This is a genomic window from Falsihalocynthiibacter arcticus, from assembly GCF_000812665.2.
GTDB classification, from domain to species: domain Bacteria; phylum Pseudomonadota; class Alphaproteobacteria; order Rhodobacterales; family Rhodobacteraceae; genus Falsihalocynthiibacter; species Falsihalocynthiibacter arcticus.
In genome coordinates, this window is record NZ_CP014327.1 from 88,785 (window position 1) to 110,336 (window position 21,552).

Annotated in this window: 27 protein-coding genes; 15 read left to right on the forward strand and 12 right to left on the reverse strand. The window is 53.0% G+C overall.

The window, feature by feature from the left end; genetic code table 11:
- Positions 1-28: 28 nt before the first annotated feature.
- The 3 genes from phaR to RC74_RS00470 all read right to left on the reverse strand — a co-directional run bounded on the left by phaR (position 29) and on the right by RC74_RS00470 (position 3,109).
- A complete protein-coding gene (gene phaR / locus RC74_RS00460; protein WP_039000962.1) occupies positions 29-574 on the reverse strand; it encodes a polyhydroxyalkanoate synthesis repressor PhaR in 546 nt (181 codons plus the stop codon).
- A 144-nt stretch (positions 575-718) separates the two neighbouring features.
- Positions 719-1,159 carry a phasin family protein gene (locus tag RC74_RS00465; protein ID WP_039000961.1) on the reverse strand — a complete coding sequence of 147 codons (441 nt, stop codon included), beginning with the start codon at positions 1,157-1,159 and terminating at the stop codon, positions 719-721.
- Positions 1,160-1,288: 129 nt separating this feature from the next.
- A complete protein-coding gene (locus RC74_RS00470) occupies positions 1,289-3,109 on the reverse strand; it encodes a PHA/PHB synthase family protein (protein ID WP_039000960.1) in 1,821 nt (606 codons plus the stop codon).
- A gap of 106 nt (positions 3,110-3,215) precedes the next feature.
- Here RC74_RS00470 and phaZ point away from each other — a divergent pair, with 106 nt between their 5' ends.
- Positions 3,216-4,514 carry a polyhydroxyalkanoate depolymerase gene (gene phaZ, locus RC74_RS00475; protein ID WP_039000959.1) on the forward strand — a complete coding sequence of 433 codons (1,299 nt, stop codon included), beginning with the start codon at positions 3,216-3,218 and terminating at the stop codon, positions 4,512-4,514.
- On the opposite strand, the gene RC74_RS00480 is transcribed toward phaZ, so the two are convergent.
- From RC74_RS00480 to RC74_RS00490, 3 genes are read right to left on the reverse strand one after another with little or no spacing between them, the layout of a single operon-like run.
- Complete coding sequence (locus RC74_RS00480; RefSeq protein WP_236940002.1) at positions 4,511-5,149, reverse strand: hypothetical protein; 639 nt, start codon at positions 5,147-5,149, stop codon at positions 4,511-4,513. The genes phaZ and RC74_RS00480 overlap by 4 nt on opposite strands.
- Positions 5,150-5,581, reverse strand: a complete 432-nt coding sequence (locus RC74_RS00485; protein WP_039000958.1) for a VOC family protein — start codon at positions 5,579-5,581, stop codon at positions 5,150-5,152. It abuts the gene before it with no gap.
- Between the two features lie 12 nt (positions 5,582-5,593).
- Positions 5,594-6,352 (reverse strand): alpha/beta fold hydrolase, encoded by a 759-nt coding sequence (locus RC74_RS00490; protein WP_039000957.1) that lies wholly within the window; start codon positions 6,350-6,352, stop codon positions 5,594-5,596.
- A 203-nt stretch (positions 6,353-6,555) separates the two neighbouring features.
- On the opposite strand from RC74_RS00490, the gene thrS reads away from it, so the two are divergent.
- From thrS to RC74_RS00520, 5 genes are all read left to right on the forward strand, one after another.
- A complete protein-coding gene (gene thrS, locus RC74_RS00500) occupies positions 6,556-8,505 on the forward strand; it encodes a threonine--tRNA ligase (protein ID WP_039000956.1) in 1,950 nt (649 codons plus the stop codon).
- Positions 8,506-8,900: 395 nt separating this feature from the next.
- The gene (locus RC74_RS00505; protein ID WP_039000955.1) at positions 8,901-9,191 is read left to right on the forward strand and encodes a BufA1 family periplasmic bufferin-type metallophore; all 291 of its coding nucleotides are present in this window, start codon (positions 8,901-8,903) and stop codon (positions 9,189-9,191) included.
- Between the two features lie 115 nt (positions 9,192-9,306).
- Complete coding sequence (bufB, locus tag RC74_RS00510; protein WP_039000954.1) at positions 9,307-10,167, forward strand: MNIO family bufferin maturase; 861 nt, start codon at positions 9,307-9,309, stop codon at positions 10,165-10,167.
- A gap of 70 nt (positions 10,168-10,237) precedes the next feature.
- Positions 10,238-10,918 carry an HvfC/BufC N-terminal domain-containing protein gene (locus RC74_RS00515; RefSeq protein ID WP_335339599.1) on the forward strand — a complete coding sequence of 227 codons (681 nt, stop codon included), beginning with the start codon at positions 10,238-10,240 and terminating at the stop codon, positions 10,916-10,918.
- 8 nt (positions 10,919-10,926) lie between these two features.
- The gene (locus RC74_RS00520; RefSeq protein ID WP_039000952.1) at positions 10,927-11,490 is read left to right on the forward strand and encodes a DoxX family protein; all 564 of its coding nucleotides are present in this window, start codon (positions 10,927-10,929) and stop codon (positions 11,488-11,490) included.
- A 44-nt stretch (positions 11,491-11,534) separates the two neighbouring features.
- Here the strand turns inward: RC74_RS00520 and RC74_RS00525 are convergent, their stop codons facing one another.
- Entirely contained in the window at positions 11,535-11,867 is a 333-nt protein-coding gene (locus tag RC74_RS00525) for an ArsC/Spx/MgsR family protein (RefSeq protein WP_039000951.1), read from the reverse strand.
- A 220-nt stretch (positions 11,868-12,087) separates the two neighbouring features.
- Here RC74_RS00525 and RC74_RS00530 point away from each other — a divergent pair, with 220 nt between their 5' ends.
- From RC74_RS00530 to RC74_RS00540, 3 genes are all read left to right on the forward strand, one after another.
- Positions 12,088-12,297, forward strand: a complete 210-nt coding sequence (locus RC74_RS00530) for a cold-shock protein (protein ID WP_039000950.1) — start codon at positions 12,088-12,090, stop codon at positions 12,295-12,297.
- 250 nt (positions 12,298-12,547) lie between these two features.
- Positions 12,548-12,757 carry a cold-shock protein gene (locus RC74_RS00535; RefSeq protein WP_039000949.1) on the forward strand — a complete coding sequence of 70 codons (210 nt, stop codon included), beginning with the start codon at positions 12,548-12,550 and terminating at the stop codon, positions 12,755-12,757.
- Between the two features lie 112 nt (positions 12,758-12,869).
- The gene (locus RC74_RS00540) at positions 12,870-13,502 is read left to right on the forward strand and encodes a GDSL-type esterase/lipase family protein (RefSeq protein ID WP_039000948.1); all 633 of its coding nucleotides are present in this window, start codon (positions 12,870-12,872) and stop codon (positions 13,500-13,502) included.
- Between the two features lie 34 nt (positions 13,503-13,536).
- On the opposite strand, the gene RC74_RS00545 is transcribed toward RC74_RS00540, so the two are convergent.
- Positions 13,537-13,983, reverse strand: a complete 447-nt coding sequence (locus RC74_RS00545) for a hypothetical protein (RefSeq protein ID WP_062628102.1) — start codon at positions 13,981-13,983, stop codon at positions 13,537-13,539.
- A 202-nt stretch (positions 13,984-14,185) separates the two neighbouring features.
- Here RC74_RS00545 and RC74_RS22800 point away from each other — a divergent pair, with 202 nt between their 5' ends.
- Both RC74_RS22800 and RC74_RS22805 read left to right on the forward strand, forming a co-directional pair.
- Positions 14,186-14,671: a helix-turn-helix domain-containing protein gene (locus RC74_RS22800; RefSeq protein WP_052275035.1), complete on the forward strand. Its 486-nt coding sequence runs from the start codon at positions 14,186-14,188 to the stop codon at positions 14,669-14,671.
- Complete coding sequence (locus RC74_RS22805) at positions 14,578-15,240, forward strand: IS630 family transposase (protein ID WP_236940099.1); 663 nt, start codon at positions 14,578-14,580, stop codon at positions 15,238-15,240. The genes RC74_RS22800 and RC74_RS22805 overlap by 94 nt, the downstream gene beginning before the upstream one ends.
- On the opposite strand, the gene RC74_RS00555 is transcribed toward RC74_RS22805, so the two are convergent.
- Both RC74_RS00555 and thyX read right to left on the reverse strand, forming a co-directional pair.
- Positions 15,211-15,438 (reverse strand): hypothetical protein, encoded by a 228-nt coding sequence (locus tag RC74_RS00555; RefSeq protein WP_156477391.1) that lies wholly within the window; start codon positions 15,436-15,438, stop codon positions 15,211-15,213. The two genes, RC74_RS22805 and RC74_RS00555, sit on opposite strands and share 30 nt — an antisense overlap.
- A gap of 4 nt (positions 15,439-15,442) precedes the next feature.
- Entirely contained in the window at positions 15,443-16,351 is a 909-nt protein-coding gene (gene thyX / locus RC74_RS00560) for an FAD-dependent thymidylate synthase (RefSeq protein WP_039003319.1), read from the reverse strand.
- 367 nt (positions 16,352-16,718) lie between these two features.
- Between thyX and RC74_RS00565 the strand changes: the two genes are divergently transcribed.
- The 3 genes from RC74_RS00565 to RC74_RS00575 all read left to right on the forward strand — a co-directional run bounded on the left by RC74_RS00565 (position 16,719) and on the right by RC74_RS00575 (position 19,316).
- Positions 16,719-17,423 carry a hypothetical protein gene (locus tag RC74_RS00565; protein ID WP_062628103.1) on the forward strand — a complete coding sequence of 235 codons (705 nt, stop codon included), beginning with the start codon at positions 16,719-16,721 and terminating at the stop codon, positions 17,421-17,423.
- A gap of 6 nt (positions 17,424-17,429) precedes the next feature.
- Complete coding sequence (locus RC74_RS00570) at positions 17,430-18,809, forward strand: surface lipoprotein assembly modifier (protein ID WP_039003314.1); 1,380 nt, start codon at positions 17,430-17,432, stop codon at positions 18,807-18,809.
- A gap of 78 nt (positions 18,810-18,887) precedes the next feature.
- Positions 18,888-19,316, forward strand: coding sequence for a VOC family protein (locus RC74_RS00575; RefSeq protein ID WP_039003313.1), 429 nt, complete (start codon positions 18,888-18,890; stop codon positions 19,314-19,316).
- 63 nt (positions 19,317-19,379) lie between these two features.
- On the opposite strand, the gene RC74_RS00580 is transcribed toward RC74_RS00575, so the two are convergent.
- Entirely contained in the window at positions 19,380-19,877 is a 498-nt protein-coding gene (locus RC74_RS00580) for a MarR family winged helix-turn-helix transcriptional regulator (RefSeq protein WP_052274951.1), read from the reverse strand.
- A gap of 90 nt (positions 19,878-19,967) precedes the next feature.
- Complete coding sequence (locus tag RC74_RS00585; protein WP_236940003.1) at positions 19,968-20,243, reverse strand: succinate dehydrogenase assembly factor 2; 276 nt, start codon at positions 20,241-20,243, stop codon at positions 19,968-19,970.
- 77 nt (positions 20,244-20,320) lie between these two features.
- Here RC74_RS00585 and RC74_RS00590 point away from each other — a divergent pair, with 77 nt between their 5' ends.
- On the forward strand, positions 20,321-21,538 hold the full coding sequence (locus RC74_RS00590) for a pyridoxal phosphate-dependent aminotransferase (protein WP_039003312.1): 1,218 nt from the start codon (positions 20,321-20,323) through the stop codon (positions 21,536-21,538).
- Positions 21,539-21,552 lie beyond the last annotated feature (14 nt).

Consider the following 21,552-nt stretch of genomic DNA (forward strand, 5'->3'; position numbering starts at 1 on the left):
TATCGATTCAATATTTAAGCTCGACGCTTTAACTCATTTTTGACAGCTTACTTTGCAGTTCCGCCAACTGTTTCTTGATGTCAGCCAGATCACTATCGCTACTCGCGGTGTCTTTTGAGGCTGGCTGCTCAGATGTAGGCGCGGTCCATCCGCCGGTCATGGTCTTCAAAAACGCTTCCTGTTGAGCCTTTAGCGCGTCAAGACCAGGGATGCCGGCCAAAGGACTGGGAAAGCCGCCCATAACTTTGGTCTGGCTCTCGCGGAGCATTTCAAAGCTGGCAGAGAGAAAGTCAGGGACAACGCTGCCTGCTTGGTTTGTATAGCTACGCACCAAATCCATGAGGACATTGACGGGCAATACATTGTCACCACGGCTTTCTCTCTCCGCAATAATCTGTAGAAGATATTGCCGTGTCAGATCGTCGCCGCTTTTTAGGTCAATAATCTGGACCTCACGCCCTGTGCGGATAAAGCCTGCGATGTCTTCAAGAGTGACGTAATCGCTGGTCTCGGTATTATAAAGACGGCGGCTGGCATAACGTTTGATAAGTAGTGTTTTTTCGGCTTCGCTCACAGGGATCCCCTTCTTCTGCAATGCAGAAGGATTGCGCATGCGCAGAAGGAAAGCAACAAAAAGAAAGGCGAGACCCGAGAGGATCTCGCCTTAAGAGGAAGCGCGGGAGGGAGGGAGGAGGAGACCCGCGGTTAGAACCTCAAATTACTTCGTGGCCGCTTTTGCAGCTTTCGTAACGTCTGCGGTTGCTTTGTTAACAGCAGCGTTTGTTTCTTCAGTGATGTCTTTGCCAGCAGCAAGCATCAGTTCAACGGTTTCAGCTTGAACTTTTTTCGCAATTTCAGCGAAAGCGGCCAAGTTTTCAGAAGCCATCTCAGCAGTTGAAGAAGCGAATTCTGTCAATGCTTTGCTATAATCAGCTGGCTCAGTTTTAACTGCAGAAACTGCAGAAAGTTTCGCAAGTGTTTCTTTTGTCCATTTTGTGGAAATCTCGTTAGATTTCTCAGCAGCTGTCAAAGCTACTTTGGACATTTTGTCGCCAAGGGCGGCGGAATTTTTGAACGCGCCTTCAAATGCAGTTGTGTCTACTGGGAATGCGCCAACCATGTCTTGCATGATCTTGGTGAAATCTTGTGCTTGTGTCATGTGTTCGCTCCTAAGTGCAGGCGGGAAGTTCCGCTGAATTTCTCTTGTACAAACAATATGCATACTGCATCGCGGCATTTCAAGCTTTTTATGCTGCATCGCAGCATTATTATTCAATACCCTTATAAATCAATCACTTATTGGTGCCAAAACATAGGTTCCAGGAGCAGGGCAAAGCTCTGGATAGCCCGAATCACCGGGAATTCGCGCCGGAACCTGCCCGCCTGAGTGTTCAGACAGCCATTTTCCCCATCGTTCCCACCATGAGCCCTCATGAAACTCTGCGCCTTCTTTCCACGCATCTGCGGTAAGCGTCATGTCCTCATTGGTATAATGGCCGTATTTTTTCTTGCTGGGCGGATTCACGATCCCAGCGATATGGCCACTTTCAGACAGAATAAAGGTTTTCGATTTACTCTTGAACTGACTCACGCCGCGATACGAGGAGGTCCAAGCCGCGATATGGTCGGTCTCACAGGCGATAGCACAAACGGGCACGTCCACATCTTTAATCGAGAGCACCTCGCCCTCCATTTCATAGATTCCGCGCGCGAAGTGATTTTCTTGACAAAGGTTACGCAGATATTCGACCGTCATCTGGCCCGGAAGGTTCGTTCCGTCGCCGTTCCAATAGAGAAGGTCAAACGCTGGCGGCGCCTCCCCCATCATATAATTCCGAATAGCGGGCGCATAGATCAGGTCATTGGAGCGCAAATACGAAAAGGTCTTAGACATGAAGAGCGAGTCCAAAACACCCGTCTCAGCGACTTCGCGTTCAATCCCACCAACAAAGCCTTCGTCCAAAAACACGCCAACTTCGCCCTGATCCGAGAAATCCGTTAGCGTGGTAAAGAAGGTCGCTGATTTTATCGATTTGTCCCCCGCCTTTTTCATCTTCGAAAGTGTTAGCGACAAAGTCGTTCCGGCGATGCAATAGCCCACAACATTGACGCTCTTTTCCTTGGTAATCTTTTTGACCGTCGCGATGGCCTCAAGGTACCCCTCATTCACATAATCCGCCAATCCCACATCCTTATAGGAGGCGTTCGGGTTGACCCAAGAGACGACAAACAGGGTAAACCCTTGTTCTGTAATCCAATTTATCAAACTATTCTGGGTCTTGAGGTCCAAAATATAGAATTTATTGATCCACGGCGGAAAGATAATCAACGGAGTCTTATAGACGGTTTCGGTTTGGGGGGCATATTGCACAAGTTCAAACATGCGATTGCGAAAGACGACCGATCCTTTGCTCGTCCCAAGATTTTCACCAACTTTAAAGGCCTTTTTGTCGGCCAAAGTTACCAAAAGCTCGCCATCATTGGCTTCAATATCGCGCACAAGGTTTTCCAGCCCATCCACCAAGGATTGCCCCTCGGTCTCGGCTGCTTTGGCCAGCGCCGTCGGGTTTGTCCCAAGGAAATTATTGGGCGAAAACATATCCACAATCTGGCGACTAAAGTAATCGACTCGCTTTTTATCTGACGGATCTAGCCCGTCAAGGTCCGCCACGGCCTGCGAAACAGCATCGCTGCCCATCAAATATTGTTGCTTAATATAATTGAAATACGGATGCGTATCCCACGCGGGGTCTGCAAATCGACGATCGGTAGGCCCAGAATCTTTGGGCGCCTCAATTTTACCTTCGCTCAAAGTATGCTGCGCATCCACGTAATGCTTAAGCGACTTCCCCCAATAAGCAACCTGATGCTCGACCATTTTTGACGGATTATTTACCATTTCGGCCATATAAGCGGCAGCGGCCTTCATGAAGAGGTCGCTACTTGGGCCTTGGAGGTTGGGATCAATTTTACGTTTTTTCGAAAGGGCGGCGACAAGGCGCGCCGAAAGCGCCTCCACCTTAGCCAGATTCTCTGACAGACGTTCAGATGTCACATTTCCGTTTGAATCTGAGGATTTTTCGTCGGAATCGTTCTGATTGGTTGTCATATGATTTTTTCTACCCTAATCTTTCTGCAAGTGCAGCATAGTGCAGGACGCGCGTGCAGCACAAATCAAGCTTAGCCTGAGAAATCAGCGCTGTGAAGGAGCGAATATGCGGTATATGGCCACCTATGACATGATGGAAACAATGCGCAATACCAACGAGTGGTTGGGCGCATCTGCAAAAGCCGTCGCTGCCTTCCCTGCCATGGGCCTTGTTCCCAACCCGTTTTTGCAATGGATAGGCGCATGGGGCGACGTCACAGAGCGTAGTTTCGCCCGTATGGCGGTCAAGCCAGACTGGGGCATTCATTCGATTCCTGCCGAGGACGGATGCGATCATTTGGTCTCAGTTGAATCCGTTTTCTCGCGTCCTTTTGGCGATTTGATCAAGTTTAACGTGCAAGGCCGTCCCGAAAAGGCGCGCAAAATCTTGTTGGTCGCTCCGATGTCCGGCCACTACGCAACCCTTTTGCGCAGCACCGTCGCGAGCCTTCTTCCAGACGCCGAAATCTATATCACCGACTGGCACAATGCGCGGGACATTCCCGTCTCCGAAGGCAAGTTTGATATTGAAGATTACACCCTTTACCTCGTTGATTTTATGCGAGAAATTGGACCAGAAGCCAATGTGATTGCCGTTTGTCAACCCGCGCCCCTAGCGCTCGCGGCGACAGCCTACCTCGCAGAGCTCGATCCGTCCGCACAACCCCGCACCCTGACGCTCATCGGTGGGCCAATCGACCCCGATGCCGCTGCAACCGACGTTACCGACTTTGGTCGCCGTGTCACAATGGGCCAACTCGAAAAAACCGCGATTCAACGCGTTGGATTCAAATTCAAAGGCGTCGGACGCATGGTCTATCCGGGCCTACTGCAACTCGCGTCTTTTGTATCGATGAACAGCGAGCGCCACTCAGAAGCTTTCAAAAATCAAATCACCCGCGTCTCAAAAGGCGAAGCTGGCGACCATGATGCGCACAACCGTTTCTATGACGAATATCTTGCCGTGATGGACATGACAGCCGAGTTCTACCTCTCGACTGTCGAGCGGATTTTCAAAGACGGCGAAATCGCAAAGAATCAGTTCGTTGTTAACGGTACGCCCATCGATATCGGAAAAATCACTTCGGTTGCGGTCAAAACCGTCGAGGGGGCAAACGACGATATTTCGGCACCGGGCCAATGCGTGGCCGCGCTCGACTTGTTGACCGGCCTGCCTGATAGCAAAAAAGCTAGTCACCTTGAACCTGGCGCGGGACACTTTGGTATTTTCGCAGGCAAAAGCTGGCGCAACAATATCCGCCCGCTTGTCCTTGATTTCATCGATGCGAATGCAAAACCCGAAACGCCAAAAGCTGCTGAGAAACCTGTACAAAAATCTGCAACGGTGACCAAACTCAAAGCCTAATCCGGCAAATCTAGCCCGCGAAATATCGGGAAATCAAAATACCGTGCTGCGCGCACCGCTTGCTCCTCGGATGGCGCATCCCCCGCGCGCAGCACAACAGAATTCCCGCCAATCCACCCGCGAATATCCCGCTTTGGCACCTCGCTAAACGTAAGATTGAACGCCGCGAGTTTTGGAAAAAACCGAATTTCGGAATAGGGCAAATGATCGTGCAACCACCACGCCAGATCATGCCAATTCCTTCCCTTCTCATATCGGTCCGCAAACCACGGAATCACGATGCACGCACAGGCTCCCATGGCGCCGCGTGGATCTTTCCTGTCCCAAATATGCCCGCCAAAATCCACGTCATTTCTGGCGCAGTTCAGCGCGTTCTCATTGCCAAACCGGTTCAAATCCGCCGCCCGAAATCCTGAACGCACAGAGATCGAACCAAAAGTTTCCTGAAGCGGATCAAGCAGTTGCGTACAAAGCGCACGCCCCGCCGCAATCGCCAGTTCCGGATTGTCAGGGATATTGGAAAACCCGTGCACTGCGCCGATTTCCGAATACAGAAAATCGCGCATGAAGAAATACTTGGATAACCGCGTGCGCCCGAAGGCTTCAAGCCCCCGCATGCTCGCGGGTTTACGCATCTATTTCACGCCGTTCCATTGGAATTCGCCCTTTGGCCCCAGCGGTGAAAACGGGTTATGCGCAATTTCCCACACATGCCCGTCTGGATCGGCGAAAAACCCGTGGTGTCCGCCCCAAAACACATCAACTGCGGGCTTTAACACCGTCCCACCGGCCTGTTTTGCCCGTTCCAGTAACGGCGCGACATCTTCTTTTTGGGGCACATTATGGCCGAATATCACCCCGCTAAAACCGCCGACATCCGCAACCGGAATGCCGAGATCATCGGCCAAAGCCGCCCTCGGATACAACCCAAGCGTCTGGCCAATCAGGTCAAATGCAATGACCCCATCCGGACTTTCCACCTGCGCCCATCCCAGACCTTCATAAAACGCCGCCGAAGCATCCATATCGGCCACGCCAAGCGTTATTAAACTTACCCATTGATCCATTTTTTCAGCCTTTCAAAATTTCGCCCGTGCGATGACCTTCTCACAGGTCTTTGTTATCAGGTTTAGGCATTCAGGCGTCGAGAAGCGGTGATCGGCCCCCTTGACCAGCGTCAGGCGGACATCACCGCCCTCAACATGTTCCAAAAGGCGCATCGCCACCGAAGTATCCACATCCGCATCGGCAGTTCCCTGCAAAAATCGCGTGGGAAATGGCAGAGAAAGCGGGCTGCGCAGCACGAGGTTTTCGCGCCCATCCTCGATCAGCTTCCGCGTGATAATATACGGCCCGTCGCCATATTCGCTGGGCAAGGCAACCCGCCCCGTTTCGGCCATTTCCACCTTTTGTACCGCGTCAAATCCGCCCCACATGCTATCCTCGGTAAAATCGGGCGCAGCGGCAATTCCCACCAGTCCGGCGACTTTTTCGGGCATCGCGCGCGCCACAAGAAGCGCCATCCAGCCCCCCATCGACGAGCCAACCAAGATCTGTGGCCCTTCGGTCAATGTGCTAATAGCGGCCTGTGCGTCTGCGGCCCATTCTCCGATGCAACCGTTGGTAAATACCCCCGAACTCTCGCCATGCCCCGAATAATCAAACCGCAAAAAGGCGCGGCCAGTTTTCTTGGCCCACTCCTCAAGGTACACAGCCTTGGTGCCGCCCATATCCGACATGAATCCGCCCAAAAACACCACACCTGGTCCCTTGCCCTCCGTAAGGTGGTAGGCAATTTTGCGCCCTGTCTCGGTGGTTAAAAACTGTGGGTCTGTCATGTCTTGGCTCCAAAATATTGCCGATGTTTGACCGCCACAGTGCGGTCCAGCGCCCCGAGTTTCAAGTCTTTCATTCTCCTTGCGATCCGGACCACAGTCCATAAATCCGCGTTGACTTTCCCCGCCCCGCGCGGCAAAACACGCACGAACATATACCCGCAACCGGGCGTTTCGTAGGCGCCAAACTGACGAGGAGCCCCATGATGGCCCAAATCTCCCTTACCCTTCCCGACGGCAGTTCCCGCCAATATGATGCTGGCATTACCCCCGCGCAGGTGGCCGAGAGCATTTCCACATCCCTCGCGAAGAAAGCCATTTCCGCGACAGTGAACGGCCAACATTGGGATATGCAATGGCCCATCAACGCCGATGCAAGCCTCGCGCTCCACACTATGAAAGACGAGGAACAAGCCGTTGAGCTGATCCGTCATGACTGTGCCCACATCATGGCGCGCGCCGTTCAGGAGCTTTGGCCAGACGTTAAAGTCACCATCGGCCCCGTGATTAAAAACGGCTGGTATTACGACTTTGACCGCGAAGAAGCCTTCACACCAGAAGACCTCGAAACCATCGAAAAAAAGATGAAAGAGATCATCAACAAGCGCGAGCCTGTGACCACAGAAATTTGGGAACGTGAACGGGCGGTTGATTTCTATCAGGCCAATAATGAGCCTTACAAAGTAGAGCTTATCAACTCCATTCCGGGCGACGAACCCCTGCGCATGTATTGGCACGGCCACTGGCAAGACCTCTGTCGCGGCCCACATCTTCAACACACCGGTCAAGTTCCGGGTGACGCATTCAAACTGATGTCCATCGCGGGCGCTTACTGGCGCGGCGACAGTGACCGCGCGATGCTGCAACGCATCTACGGCGTGGCGTTCCAAAACAAAGACGGCCTCAAGCAGCACCTCCACATGCTCGAAGAAGCCGCCAAACGCGATCACCGCAAACTTGGCCGCGAAATGGACCTCTTCCATATGCAGGAAGAAGCACCGGGCCAAGTGTTCTGGCACGCAAACGGCTGGCGCGTCTATACCGAGTTGCAAGACTACATGCGCCGCAAGCAATATGCCGACGGCTATGTCGAAGTGAACACACCACAAGTGGTGAACCGCAAGCTTTGGGAAGCGTCCGGTCACTGGGAAGCCTATCAAGAACACATGTTTATTGTCGAAGTCGACGAGGAACATGCACGCGAAAAAACTGTGAACGCGCTCAAGCCGATGAACTGCCCTTGCCACGTACAAATCTTCAACCAAGGCATCAAATCCTACCGCGACCTGCCCCTGCGCATGGCGGAATTTGGCTCCTGTAACCGTTATGAACCTTCGGGCGCACTGCACGGTATCATGCGTGTGCGCGGCTTTACACAAGACGACGGCCATATTTTCTGTACAGAAAACCAGATCGAATCCGAGACCAAAAAATTCGTCGAGTTTCTTTCGCAAATCTACGGTGAGTTGGGCTTCCACAACTGGCGCATCAAGCTTTCCACCCGTCCAGAAAAGCGCGTCGGATCAGATGAAAGCTGGGACCTCGTTGAAGACGCCCTAGGCAACGCGTGTAAAGCAGCAGGGTACGAGTTTGAACTCAACCCCGGCGAAGGCGCATTTTACGGCCCGAAACTTGAGTTCGTTTTAACTGACGCCATTGGCCGCGACTGGCAATGTGGCACCCTTCAGGTCGATCCAAACATCCCCGAACGCCTCAACGCAACTTACGTCGGCGAAGATGGTGCCAAACACACGCCCTATATGTTGCACCGCGCAACCTTGGGCTCGTTTGAGCGTTTCATCGGAATTTTGATCGAAGAGCACGCGGGGAAATTCCCCTTCTGGCTTGCGCCGCGCCAAGTGGTTGTGGCTTCTATTGTATCCGATGCGGATGAGTTCGTCTTGGAAGCCGTCGCTGCCCTGCAAAAACGCGGCGTGCGCGCCGAGGCCGACATTCGCAACGAGAAGATCAACTATAAGGTCCGCGAACACAGCCTTGGCAAAGTGCCCGTCATCCTCGCAATCGGTAAGAAAGAAGTCGAAGACCGCACCGTCACCCTACGCCGCTTGGGTGAAAAGCAAACAAGGGTCTTAGAGCTTGATCAAGTCGTCGAAGACCTCGCGGTTGAAGCAACACCCCCCGATTTGCGCGACTAAATCGCTCGCAATTTAAGGAATGGCTCGGAAACTTCAGTTTTCGGGCCATTTTTCATCGCCCTAGGCGCCTGCGCTTTCTGTAACAATCCTCAAGCCGCGCAATTTTAAAACAATTTCCACCAGTATTTCGGCGGATTTGTTTCAATACGCCCCCTCATTGGTGAAATATTCGGCGGAGTACCGCGCGCCTCCAAACTTTCGCTTATGCGACAATTTGTCGTCAGCCCCTTAAAACTAAGAGGATTTTTCACGCGTACGCTCCCACCCGCCTCCTCGCGATACTTCACGCGCCAGTGAATAACGACGATGTGAGTGGCCCGTTCCCTCCTGGCTCGCATAGAGTTTACCCAATCGCTTGCTGCGATTTTTATGACAGTTTTTTAAAGGATATCTCAATGTCTACACACTTCAAAACTCTTGCCGCTGCTGGCGCTGTTGCTGCTGCACTTTCTGCCCACGCTCTTCCTGCTGCTGCCGATGAAGCAAAAGAAAAATGCTTCGGTGTGTCCCTTGCGGGTCAAAACGACTGCGCAGCCGGTCCTGGCACTACATGTGCGGGCACATCCAAAGTCGACTTCCAAGGCAACGCATGGAAACTTGTCGCTACTGGAACTTGCGCAACTATGGACGTTGGCGAAGGCCGTATGGGTTCCCTCGATGCTCTTGAGCGCGACATCCCTGCATAAATCCTACACGCCTCACCCGTCTGGGTGGGGCGCATTTTCTCCGAATTACTCGGATTTGGTTCTTAGCCAATTCTGATGTAGGCTACCTAGAATAATTTATGTTCCGGAGGCTCCCGTGCTCGATTCCAACCCGCACCGTTTTGAGGCCCTCCCCAATCGCCCCGGCGTTGGTTACAAACCCCAGCATTTTTCCGCGATCATGACCGATGCCTCCCCCGTGGAATGGCTCGAAATTCACGCAGAAAATTACATGGGTCAGGGCGGCCGCCCCATCGCCCAACTGCGTGCCCTCTCCGAAAAATTCCCAATATCTGTGCATGGTGTCGGCCTGTCGATCGGCGGCGAGAAGCCCCTTGATACAGACCACCTCGAACGCCTGCGTCATCTGGTTTCATGGCTTAACCCCGCCAGTTTTTCCGAACACCTTGCGTGGTCCACTCATGATGTTGGCTTCATGAACGACCTTTTGCCTCTGCCCTATACTCAAGAAACGCTTTCGCGGATTTGCGAACATATCGATCAAGTTCAATCCACCGTACGCCACCGTATGCTGCTGGAAAACCCCTCCAATTACCTTACCTTCGCCGAAAGCCAAATCCCCGAAGCCGAATTCCTCGCCGAGATCGCTCAACGTACAGGTTGCGGCCTATTATTCGATGTGAACAACGTGTTTATTTCCGCCACCAACCAAAAAACCGACCCATATTCCTACATCGACGCCTTCCCCCTTGATCTGGTTGGGGAAATCCACTTGGCGGGTTTTGAGGAGGACAGTGACGACGATGGCGACCTGCTTCTGATCGACAGTCATGGCCGTGAAGTCGCCGAACCCGTATGGGAAATGTACGCCTATACCTTGCTCAGAGGCGGTGCCAAACCCAGCCTCATCGAGTGGGACAATGATGTCCCCGATTGGCCCACCCTCGCCGCCGAAGCCCAACGGGTCGCGACGGTTCTTGACACGGTGCTAGTGTGATGGAGACCGTTTCGCAGACCCAGTTCATTCATGCCCTGCTCGACCCGGACACGCCCCCCCGACGGGCCTTATCGGCCCCGATGGCTCTCCCGCCGGCAAACGTTTCTCGGTCTATCGCAACAATGTCGCGGTCTCCCTCACCGAATCTTTAGGCCAAGCCTTTCCAGTCCTCTGTCGCATTGTCGGCCAAGAGTTTTTCGACGCCGTCGCTGGGGTTTACTTGCGCGCCCACCCGCCACGCTCCCCGCTCATGATGTTCTATGGCGCTGAAATGCCTGCCTTTCTAGCCAAATTCGAACCCGTCGCGCACCTGCCCTATCTGCCCGATGTTGCACGTCTTGAACTGGCTCTTCGCGCCTCATATCACGCAGCGGACGCCCCTCCCATCGCGGCTGAGACCCTGCAATCCATCTCCCCCGACGCCCTTATGGCGGCGCGTCTCACCCTCGCACCCGCCGTGAAAATCCTGCGCTCGCCTTGGCCACTTCATGCGATTTATCTGGTGAACACGCGCCCCGATGCACCCGCGGTCACCCCCAGCGCGCAGGATGTTTTGCTCACCCGTCCGGACTTTGACCCCGAAGTGACTCTCCTACCAGCTGGCGGGGCGGATTTCATCGAAACCCTCGGCAAAAACATGAGCTTCGGGGCTGCCTTTGAGGCGGCCAGCACAATACCCGAATTCGATCTCACAACGGTCCTCGGCGCCCTTCTTGCCGGCGGGGCCATCACCCATATTGACCTGATTTAGGATATTTTATGCACGCGCTCCTCACATTATATGACTTCGCAGTTCGTCTCCTGACCAAATTTGCGGGCACATGGCTCCTCCCGACCCTTGCGCGTTTTACCTTTGCGGCGACCTTGCTGGTTTACTACTGGAACTCGGCCCTTACAAAACTCGGCGACGGGGTTTTTGGATTTTTGTCGCCTTCCGCTGGGGCCTACGCCCAGATTTTCCCCAAGGCCGCCGAGGCTGTTAGCTATGATACAAGCCAACTCGGGTGGTTTTACTGGGCGGTTGCGGTTGCGGGGATGTGGGCGGAATTCATCCTTCCCGCACTCATCGTTCTGGGGCTTTTCACACGGCTTGGGGCAATTGGCATGATCGGATTTATCTTTGTCCAGAGCCTTACCGATCTCTACGGACACGGCGGAATCAACCAGCCCGGAACCCTCGGCGCTTGGTTTGATGGCGCTCCAGACAGCGGGATCCTTGATCAGCGCCTCTTTTGGATCACAGTTCTTGTTGTGCTCGTCATTAAGGGCGCTGGCCCCCTCTCGGTTGACCGCATTCTCCTAGGTCGCCGTCCCCAAGCCTAAACTCTAAGGACAAACCAGCCTGCAAGCCTCACCTTAGGGTGGGGCTATTTACTTTGCATTAACTCCGCTTGCACGTCTTTACCCCATCCTAAAAACAAACGCTCATCCAGTTGTATCACAGGGCGTTTCATCAAAGTCGGATGCGCGGCCAAAAGGGTCAGCGGGTTCCCTTCGCGTGATTCGGGAGAAAGTGCGCGCCATGTGGTTGACCGGCGGTTCAAAATATCCTCGCCAAATGCCGCATAAAATCGGGCCAAATCAACGGGTGCCACTCCATCATCCCGCACATCTACCCGCTCAAGAGCGCCAAATTCAGCTTCCAATTCCTTCACAGCCTTGCGACATGTATCGCAATTCTTCAAAGTCCAAATTTTCATCTCAGCCCTCGATTTTTCCGATTTTCACTGTGTTTCCCGACAATTTCGCGCCCAACTTCCGAAACTTCTTGCCTTTTATGAGAATTCAGCTAACGATTTTGACGTGTTAACAGATTTTTGGAAGACCCGCATCCCTCGGGATGCACACCTCCGTAAAATACCTGTCGACACAGCCCGCCGCAATTCCGCGATTGGGTAAGATTGATTAGGGAGAAAACGGATGGCTACCGGCACCGTTAAGTGGTTCAATACAACTAAAGGCTTCGGCTTTATCGCACCAGACGCAGGCGGATCGGACATTTTTGTTCACATCTCGGCTGTTGAACAAGCTGGTCTGACTGGTCTAGCAGACAACCAAAAAGTGGAATACGAATTGGTCGCCGGTCGCGACGGACGTGAATCCGCAGGCAACATCAAGACTGTTGGCTAAACCTTTCTAAAAGATTACACGGCCCGTTCTTTTTCGGGCCGTTTCAATCTTTTTTGGTAAAAAACGGATGCTAACTCAAAGATTTCAAAGGAATCCCTTGCGATTTCCCACATTATCCGTCATACGGGTGATGTGACGACAGACTCTATTCTTCCGCCTATCTCCTTCTGAGCAGCCGGTTCGATTTATAACAAGGGCTGATCACCAAACCGCCGCATGTTGTGGGCGGCCAAAATAGGAGACTACGGAAATGGCTACTGGCACCGTAAAATGGTTTAATTCTACTAAAGGCTTCGGCTTTGTTGCACCTGACGCTGGCGGATCCGATGTATTTGTACACATCTCTGCTGTTGAACGTGCGGGCCTCACAGGTCTTGCCGACAACCAAAAAGTTACCTACGACCTTCAAGAAGGCCGTGACGGTCGCGCTTCTGCTGATAACTTGGCACTGGTTGACTAAATTCTTCTTGGCTCACGCCATGATGAAAATGAACACTCTGCGAATTTCGCAGGGTGTTTTTTTTTTGCGCATTTGATACTCTGTGGGAAATACAACATCCTTAGAGGCACTCATGACCACACTTCTTACTTTTGGCGACAGCAACACCTATGGCGCCGCCCCGCTTTATGCCGATGGTATCCGTGAACGATATGATGCGGCAACCCGCTGGCCAACCCGCGTGGCCGCCTCCCTTGGTTGGGATTTGATCGAAGCGGGCCTCCCGGGACGTACCGCCGCCACCCCCGATCCAACCGATATGGGCGACCATATGGACGGACGCCTCGGCCTCGCCATCGCGCTCCAAAGCTGTGGACCGATTGACTACATGACGTTGATGCTCGGCACCAATGACGTCAAAACACACCTTGCCCTCTCCGCCACAGAAATCGCTGCCCACATTGAAGGCTTGGTCGCCACCGCCCTCTCCGACGAGATGCAAACCCGCCACAACGGCTTCAAACTCCTCCTCATCGCCCCGCCCCCCGTGCGCGAAATTGGCTTCCTCACCGAGAAATTCGCAAACGGCGAAACCGCCTCCAACGCCCTCCCCGCCCTGCTCAAAGACATCGCCACCCGCCACGGCACAGCCTACCTAAACGCAGGCGACTACATTGAAGTTAGTGAAATGGATGGCGTCCACTACGGGCCTGAAATGCATGCTAAATTGGCGGTGGCCGTGACGGTTTCTCTCGCAAAATTCTAGCCAAACCACTTGCAAAAATTGCAGTTATTTACCGTTAAGTTTTTAGTTTTTTTCGGCTAAGGGTTAGTTTCGCGCCATAATCTTGTAGTAATGTCATCAATTTCTCAATAAGCGTCGTAAAATTGGCTTCTTGTTTTTCAACATTCAGCAGTACTGAATTGAAACTGTCTTCGTATTGCCTCAATCGATGCCTAAATTCCGGATTGGTCTCACTATCGAACCTCAATACTGCTCCACCATTTTCAGTTATTTTAAGATTTTTCATAACTAAAATATCGGCTCTTTGCTCGGTCAAATCGGTAAGGCCAATCAAAACTCCCTGATAAAGCAAATCAACGCCAGTAACTTTGTTGTAAAAATCAAGCTTCCCACATCTGAGCGCGGCACCCTTTTCCTCTGTCGAAAAATTAATTTCTTTTGGAGCGAAAGCCGCCGGATCAAAACCATAGAATAATTCCACGCGTTTTTGATCAGCATCCAATACCTGAAACTCCAAGTTTTTTTTTCATAAGCCCTATTCAAAACTAGATGTAAAACATCTAACTGCTGGACAACCTCTTGAAGCTTAACCAAGAGAGAAGCGTACTGATCGAAATCAGCCTGACGTTTTCTCTTATACTCGGGTTTTTTGAACACCCGACTTTTGCATTGGTGGACTGAGCGAATGAGTTTCAGGTGTCTTTATGATCCGCCCTAATTTTCTTACCACTGCAGACCGCCTTGAGCTTTTATCCTGCGTGAAGCGCCAGCGTGAGGATTACGGGGTTGCGCGGCGGGCGAATGCGCTTTCGCTGCTGAATGATGGGATGTCATGTGCCCAAATCGTAAAGGTTCTGTTTCTGGACGACGACACGGTGCGCAGCTGGCACAAGCAATATTTGGCTGAGGACTGGGAGGCCGTCGCCTACGATGGGTGGAAAGGCGGGCAGTCACGGATGACGATTGCTCATGAGGCGGATTTGAGCGAATGGCTTGAGGAACGGTTCTGCCGTTCAACGGCGCAGATCAGAGCCTATATGGGTGCAAAATTCAACATCCACTATCTCATTCTGGCTGCATCAAGCTTCTGGCCCGTCTGGGGTTCGAGTATCGCAAACCAAAGGCGCTGCCCCGTGTGGCTGACGTTGAAAAGCAGGCCGCATTCATCGCATTTCATACGAACCTACTGAATAACTTGCCTGCCGACGAGGCCGTCGACTTCTCGGATGCAGTTCATCCGGAATATCAAAGCAAACCCAGCCATGGTTGGGCTCGCAAAGGGTCAAATCCCGCCATCCAAACGACATCTGGGCGCGTGAACATTCACGGCGCTCTGAACCTGGAAACCTTTGACGCGCCCTTCGTTGAACCAACCACCGTCGATGGGGTCAGCTCCGTTCAGCTTCTCGCCAAAATTGAGGCCAGAAACCCTGACAAACGTATCATTCACGTCATTTGGGACAATGCCCCATACCACAAAGGCCCCAATGTCAGAGCGTTCCTGTCGCGCAAAAACTGTCGCATTCACCTGATCCAACTACCGCCCTATTGCCCTCATCTCAATCCCATTGAGAGGCTCTGGGCCGTCATGCACAGCCACGTCACCCATAATCGGCACTATCCAACGCAAAAACACTTCGCCAACCCAATCTTGAACTTTATGCGAGAGGTCGTCCCAAAAAAGTGGCGCAACTTTCGAGATCAAGTAACTGATAACTTCCGCATCATCTCACATCGCAACGTTCGGATTGTGCAGTAGCCGCAGTATATCTTCAAAGTAAAGCTGCACCAAAAACGAAAGCGCTGCGCCGACCAAAACGCCGAAGGAGCTCAGAAGAAAAGCATTTCCAGCGATCAAGAAATGAATTTCGGCACTCAGCCAAATCGCAATTGCTGCCCCAAAGATTAAACCAAGGAACAGGCCAATCGCGAATAGGCCGACGAAGAAATGCCTCAACCAATCACCCTTCAATCATATCCACGAATTCCCGCCATTCCCGCGCCGCCATACCGGAGTTTTCCTGCGTCACCTCTTCGCCCTTCAAACGGCGACGGATCACATCCAAGGCTTGCGCAGACAGGTTCGCGCCGCCCATCCGGTAATCCTCAAACGCCCCAAAGGCCGCCGGAACCCAATCCGCCACAACCTTCGCAATCGCATCCGCATAAACACGGATTTCATATTGCGCATGGCTATCCGCCCGCAACCGCAGGAAGTGGAACAAGTTGTGCAGGTCCACTTTCCAATACCATTGTGTATAGATATTGCTCGGCAGGTTCATCCGCGCCAATTCCCGCGCCAACCCTTGCTGCCCTTCATCCGACATCATCGCTTCGTAGTTGTCATAGGCGCGATTGGCATCCGACTTCAAGATTTCCAAAACCCGCGCCGCTTCGTCGCCCGTCAAGGTCTCGCCACGTCCTTGATTGTTGATCACCGACTGCGCCGCCAAATGCTCGGGCGCTGGAATATAAAACTCGCGGTCCAAAATCGAATACCGCGCCGAATATTCATTCACATTCGCCGTGCGATGCCGAATCCATTGCCGCGCCACAAAAACCGGCAGTTTCACATGCAGCTTCACTTCGCACATCTCAAACGGCGTCGAGTGCCAATGGCGCATCAAATACCGGATTAACCCCTTGTCATTCTGAACCGATTTTGTGCCCTTGCCATAGGAAACCCGCGCCGCCTGACAGATCGCCGCGTCGTCGCCCATATAGTCGACAACCCGAACAAACCCGTGATCCAACACCTCCTGCGCGGTATAAAGATGCTTTTCCATCCCCGGCGCAACGGCGCGCAACGTGGGTTGCGGGGAGGCGCGAAGGGCTTCAATTTCGGCAAGCTGCTCTGGGCTTAGGGGCATGGCTGGTCCTCGTTCGGATGTGCGTTTGTGGGGATGCGACTCGTTTCCAACCCTATATATACGAATCCATACGACCTTGGCCACAAAATGAGGGGTAATTTCCTCAGTGATCTTGAAAAACAACACATGCTGAAAAACCGACCCTAACGCCTCTCCATCATTGACTTTCACACGCTTTGCGGGGACTTTTAACAAAAATTGAGACGAAAGCAGTGGTCCAACTTATGTATAAATTCCTATTGTTCTGTTCCGCCCTGACACTGTCAGCCTGTGCAACCGGCACCCCCCCTTTGGCGGCGCCGGCTCGGACGAAGAAACGGGCGGCTCTGTTGCCACGACCGATAACTATATCGGCGACGACGATGATATGAACAATCTGGTCTACGATGCTGCCAATGACCAACTCGTTATCAACAACTTGCCGTTCGATGGCGATGCTGGACGCTATGTAAATACTGGCATCAAGGCCCTTCCAGAGTTCCAAGTCTACGCGAGCCAGCAAGTTGGCGAGAAAGGCCACGTTCAGTATTACGCCGTCTATAGCCAATCCGCCTATAGCCGCGCTGGTGCCGCAGGCAGTGGCAACCACATCAATGGAGAAGGCGGCGGCATTTACGCTGACTTCGGCCACGGTGGCGCCATGATTGGCCGCGCTTCGAACAATGTTACCCGCCCCACAGGTGAATTGCGCTATGATGGCAATTATGCTGGCATTCTCGTGCACGATGATGCCACATCCCCCGCCGAAGCGATCACTCTTTCGAGCGGAGAGGTCTTGGTTTACGTCGATCCTAACGATTTTGACCTAACCGGCGCCATCCACGGCTTTATTACTGAACGCTTCGAATACGACACAAACGGCACACGCATCGGGGCACTTGAGGCCCTTGTACTAGATGAAACTTCTGCTTTTACGGACAGTGGCATCATCGAAGGGACCGCACATTCGGGTGATAGGACCGGCACCTATTCGGCAGTTTTCTCAGGCCCCAACAGCGAAGAAGTGGTTGGCGCGGTGCGCATAGCTGATCCAACGGTCCAAGAAACGGGCGTCTTTATCGCTGCGGACTAGCGGCCAATGCATCTCAGACCACTCCTCCTATCCCTTCTATTTTCGGCTTGCGTTGCGACCGCTTCGCAAGCCGAAGTCCGTCTTTCCCCTCAAGAAGCGCGATCTGCGGCCGCTCATTACCTAGCTGGCGGCCAACCCGTTGCCGCACGCCAAATTGCTAATGGGTTGCTCATTCGCGATCCGCAAGATCTGAATGCTCTCCTCATCTTGTCGGTCGCCGAACGCAATCTGGGGAACTTCAAGGCCGCATCTAAAGCTGGAAAGAAAGCGTGGAGCGTAGCGGTAACCGACTCACAAAAATACAACGCCGCTTTGGTCGTCGCTCAGGCCCTCGCCTCGGATGGCTCGCATACCTTCGCGCAAATCTGGCTGCGCCGTGCCGCGCAAACCGCCCCCAGCGAGGCAGAAAAAAACATAGCAATCAGAGATTTACAGTATGTCCGCAGCCAAAATCCGTGGTCAATGGACTTTCGGTTTTCCCTGCGCCCCTCCTCCAACATCAACAACGGCTCCAACTCCGATGTCGTGATAATTGGCGGCCTTCCCCTTATTATTTCTGGCCGCAACAAACCTCTTTCTGGTATGGGCCTCGTGGTTGGCGGACGGGTGGAATACGAAAAGCCGCTCTCTAAGAGCAAAACTTTAAGGTTTGGCGGCGATATTGAAACGCGCCAATACAAGCTGTCCGAAGAAGCCATATCCATAGCGCCCGACGCCAAGGGCAGCGACTACGCCTTCAGCAGCTTCAAACTCTATGCCGCCTATGACTTCGCGGCCCCCTCAAGCATGAATGCCCATTCCTTTGAGGCTTCGGTCGGGCGCTATCGCTATGGCGGCGAGCCTCTGAGCAACTTGATCTGGCTTAAATATTCCCTGCTCCACCGACAGGAAAGTGGCAGTATTTTGCAATTCTCCCTTTTCACAGAAGCCAACTCGCGATTGGACGACCATGCGCGCGACACAGGGAGAGTACTGGCGGTTATACAGCAACGGCGCGCAACGGAATCCGGCGGGATATTTAGTTGGAATATCACGGCGAGCACCACCAATCTTATTGGCGATCCAAAATTTGGCCGCGCCTCGGACCTTGCAAATGACGCCATAGGTGGTGGCATCAGCTATACTTGGGCTAAGCCGTTTTTCTCGGCCACAACCAGCCTGTCTCTTCAATATGATGGGCAAGTGTTTGAAAAATCAAGATATACTCAAGGCGAGAAGCGCGTAGACCACCTCGGAGTCGCGACGCTTTCAATGTTCTTTGACGATTTCGAATATTATGGCTTCGCGCCGGTCCTCGACTTTTCCTATGCGCGTAAATACTCTAACGCCGCCCTATTCTCTGCAGACGGTTTTGGCTTGGGCCTTGGATTTCGCAGCAGTTTCTAACGACCCGCCCCTTACAACCCTTGAACCTTCGCGGTAATTCGGGGCACTCTGTGCGCAAATCAACAAAGGATTTCTGTAATGGGTATTAAATATCTTCACACGATGGTGCGCGTCAAAAACCTCGAGGCATCGATGGCGTTCTTTGCGCTCCTTGGCCTCAAAGAGACCAAGCGTTATGATAGTGAAAAAGGGCGTTTTTCCCTTATTTTCATGGCAGCCGAGGGTCAAGAAGAATGCCCAGTTGAACTTACTTATAATTGGGATGGCGACGATGATCTTCCAAGTGATGGCCGTCACTTTGGCCACTTGGCCTATGAAGTAGACGACATCTATGCCACCTGCCAAACATTGAAGGATGCGGGCGTCGTCATCAATCGCCCTCCCCGTGACGGGCATATGGCTTTTGTACGCTCCCCCGACAATATCTCGATCGAATTGTTGCAAAAAGGCGCGAACCTCGCCGCCGCTGAACCTTGGGCGAGCATGGAAAACACCGGCCACTGGTAGATATTCGTGCAAAAGGCCCGAGGCGCATTGTGCTTCGGGCCCTTCACAGCGCTGCATAAATTCTTAGTAAATATAGCGGATTTGATCGGTCCAGTACCGTTCGACACGGCGCAGGGACACATTGATTTCCTCAATCCCATCCGCGCCCAACACACCCTTTGACTCAAGCCCATCGGCGTGGCGCATAAACAAATCATTCACAACATCGCGAATATACCGCCCCTTTTCCGTAAGGCGCACCCGCACGGAACGACGATCAATTTCACAGCGTTGATGGTGCATATAGCCCATTTCAACCAGTTTTTTTAGGTTATACGAAACATTGGAACCCTGATAATATCCGCGGGTTTTCAACTCCCCTGCGGTAACCTCGTTCTCGCCGATGTTAAACAACAACAGCGCCTGAACCGCATTAATCTCAAGCACGCCCACGCGCTCAAATTCGTCCTTGATCACGTCAAGGAGTAGTCTGTGAAGCCGCTCCACAAGGGCCAATGCCTCTAGGTATCCGGTCATAAATCCCTGAACGGTTGGTACCGCCAGCTTGGAATGCATACTCATAAATCTCTCCGCGTTTATCTTTGAAACGACATTCGCGGCAAAAACCGAACATTCGGTTAAATCTTAGAAATTGATCTGAAAATTTTTGACTTATTTTTTGAAAGTGTGCGCACAAACTGTCGTGATAATCGCCGAAAACCGTTCTGGCGTTGGCTTTGTGCCATTCACCCAAGTATAGAGTTCCTGATCATTTTCCCATAAAAGCGCGTCGTAGGTATCGAGAGTCGCCGCGTCCATACCCACCAATTCGGTGTCCGAGAAGGGTCCGAGAATCATATCCATCTCTTTGATGCCGCGCCGCCAGCTGCGCATTTGCATCCGTTTGATCCGATTCTCCGGAGTCTCATTCAGGATTTCTTGGTTCATCTACCCGTCCTTTTGCTTGTCAGCGCATCGATGTGAGCCTAAGACATGGTTCCGGCAGATACAAACCGGAGCCTCCCATGTCCAGCATTCCTGATGATTTTCTTTCCAAAACTCTTGCACGCGTCAAACCTTCCCCCACGATTGCCGTTTCCAACCTTGCCGCCGAACTTAAGGCCGCGGGCAAAGACGTGATCGGGCTTGGAGCTGGTGAGCCCGATTTTGACACCCCCCAGAACATCAAAAACGCAGGGATCGCGGCGATTACCGCTGGCAAAACCAAATATACCGCTGTGGATGGCATTGCAGAACTCAAATCCGCGATCTGTGCCAAGCTCAAGCGCGACAACAACCTCTCTTATGTTAACGCACAGGTCACCGTGGCCACGGGCGGCAAGCAAATCCTCTATAATGCCCTCATGGCGACAATGAACCCAGGCGACGAAGTCATCATTCCCGCGCCCTATTGGGTCTCCTATCCCGACATGGTTTTACTCGCGGGCGGCACCCCTGTCGCCGTAGAAGCGGGCATCGAAACCGGCTTCAAAATGACACCGGCACAGCTCGAAGCCGCGATCACCCCGAAAACCAAATGGCTGATCTTTAACTCGCCGTCCAACCCGACGGGTGCGGGCTACTCCGCCGAGGAACTCAAAGGCCTCACTGATGTCCTTCTGCGTCATCCCCATGTATGGGTGATGACCGACGACATGTATGAGCACCTCGTGTTTGACGACTTCAAATTCGCTACACCCGCCGAGGTTGAACCCAAACTTTACGCGCGCACCCTCACCTGCAACGGCGTGTCCAAAGCCTACGCGATGACGGGCTGGCGGATTGGCTATGCGGCGGGACCACAGCCCTTGATCGCGGCCATGCGCAAAATCCAGAGCCAATCAACTTCCAACCCCTGCTCGGTTTCCCAATGGGCGGCGGTCGAAGCGCTCAACGGCCCGCAAGACTTCCTCGCGGTGAATAACGCCACCTTCCTACGCCGCCGTAACCTCGTTGTGGAAATGCTCAATTCCGCCGAAGGCATCACCTGCCCCACACCCGACGGCGCGTTCTATGTCTATCCCAACATCGCAGGTTGCCTTGGCAAAACCACCCCCGCAGGCACCAAAATCACCGACGATCAGGTCTTCGCAACCGCCCTTCTCGAAGAAACGGGCGTTGCGGTGGTGTTTGGCGCGGCCTTCGGACTATCGCCCAACTTCCGTGTCAGCTACGCTACTTCCGACACGAACCTTATAGAGGCCTGCACGCGCATCCAAACATTCTGCGCGGCACTCTCTTAACGGGGCAATTTGAC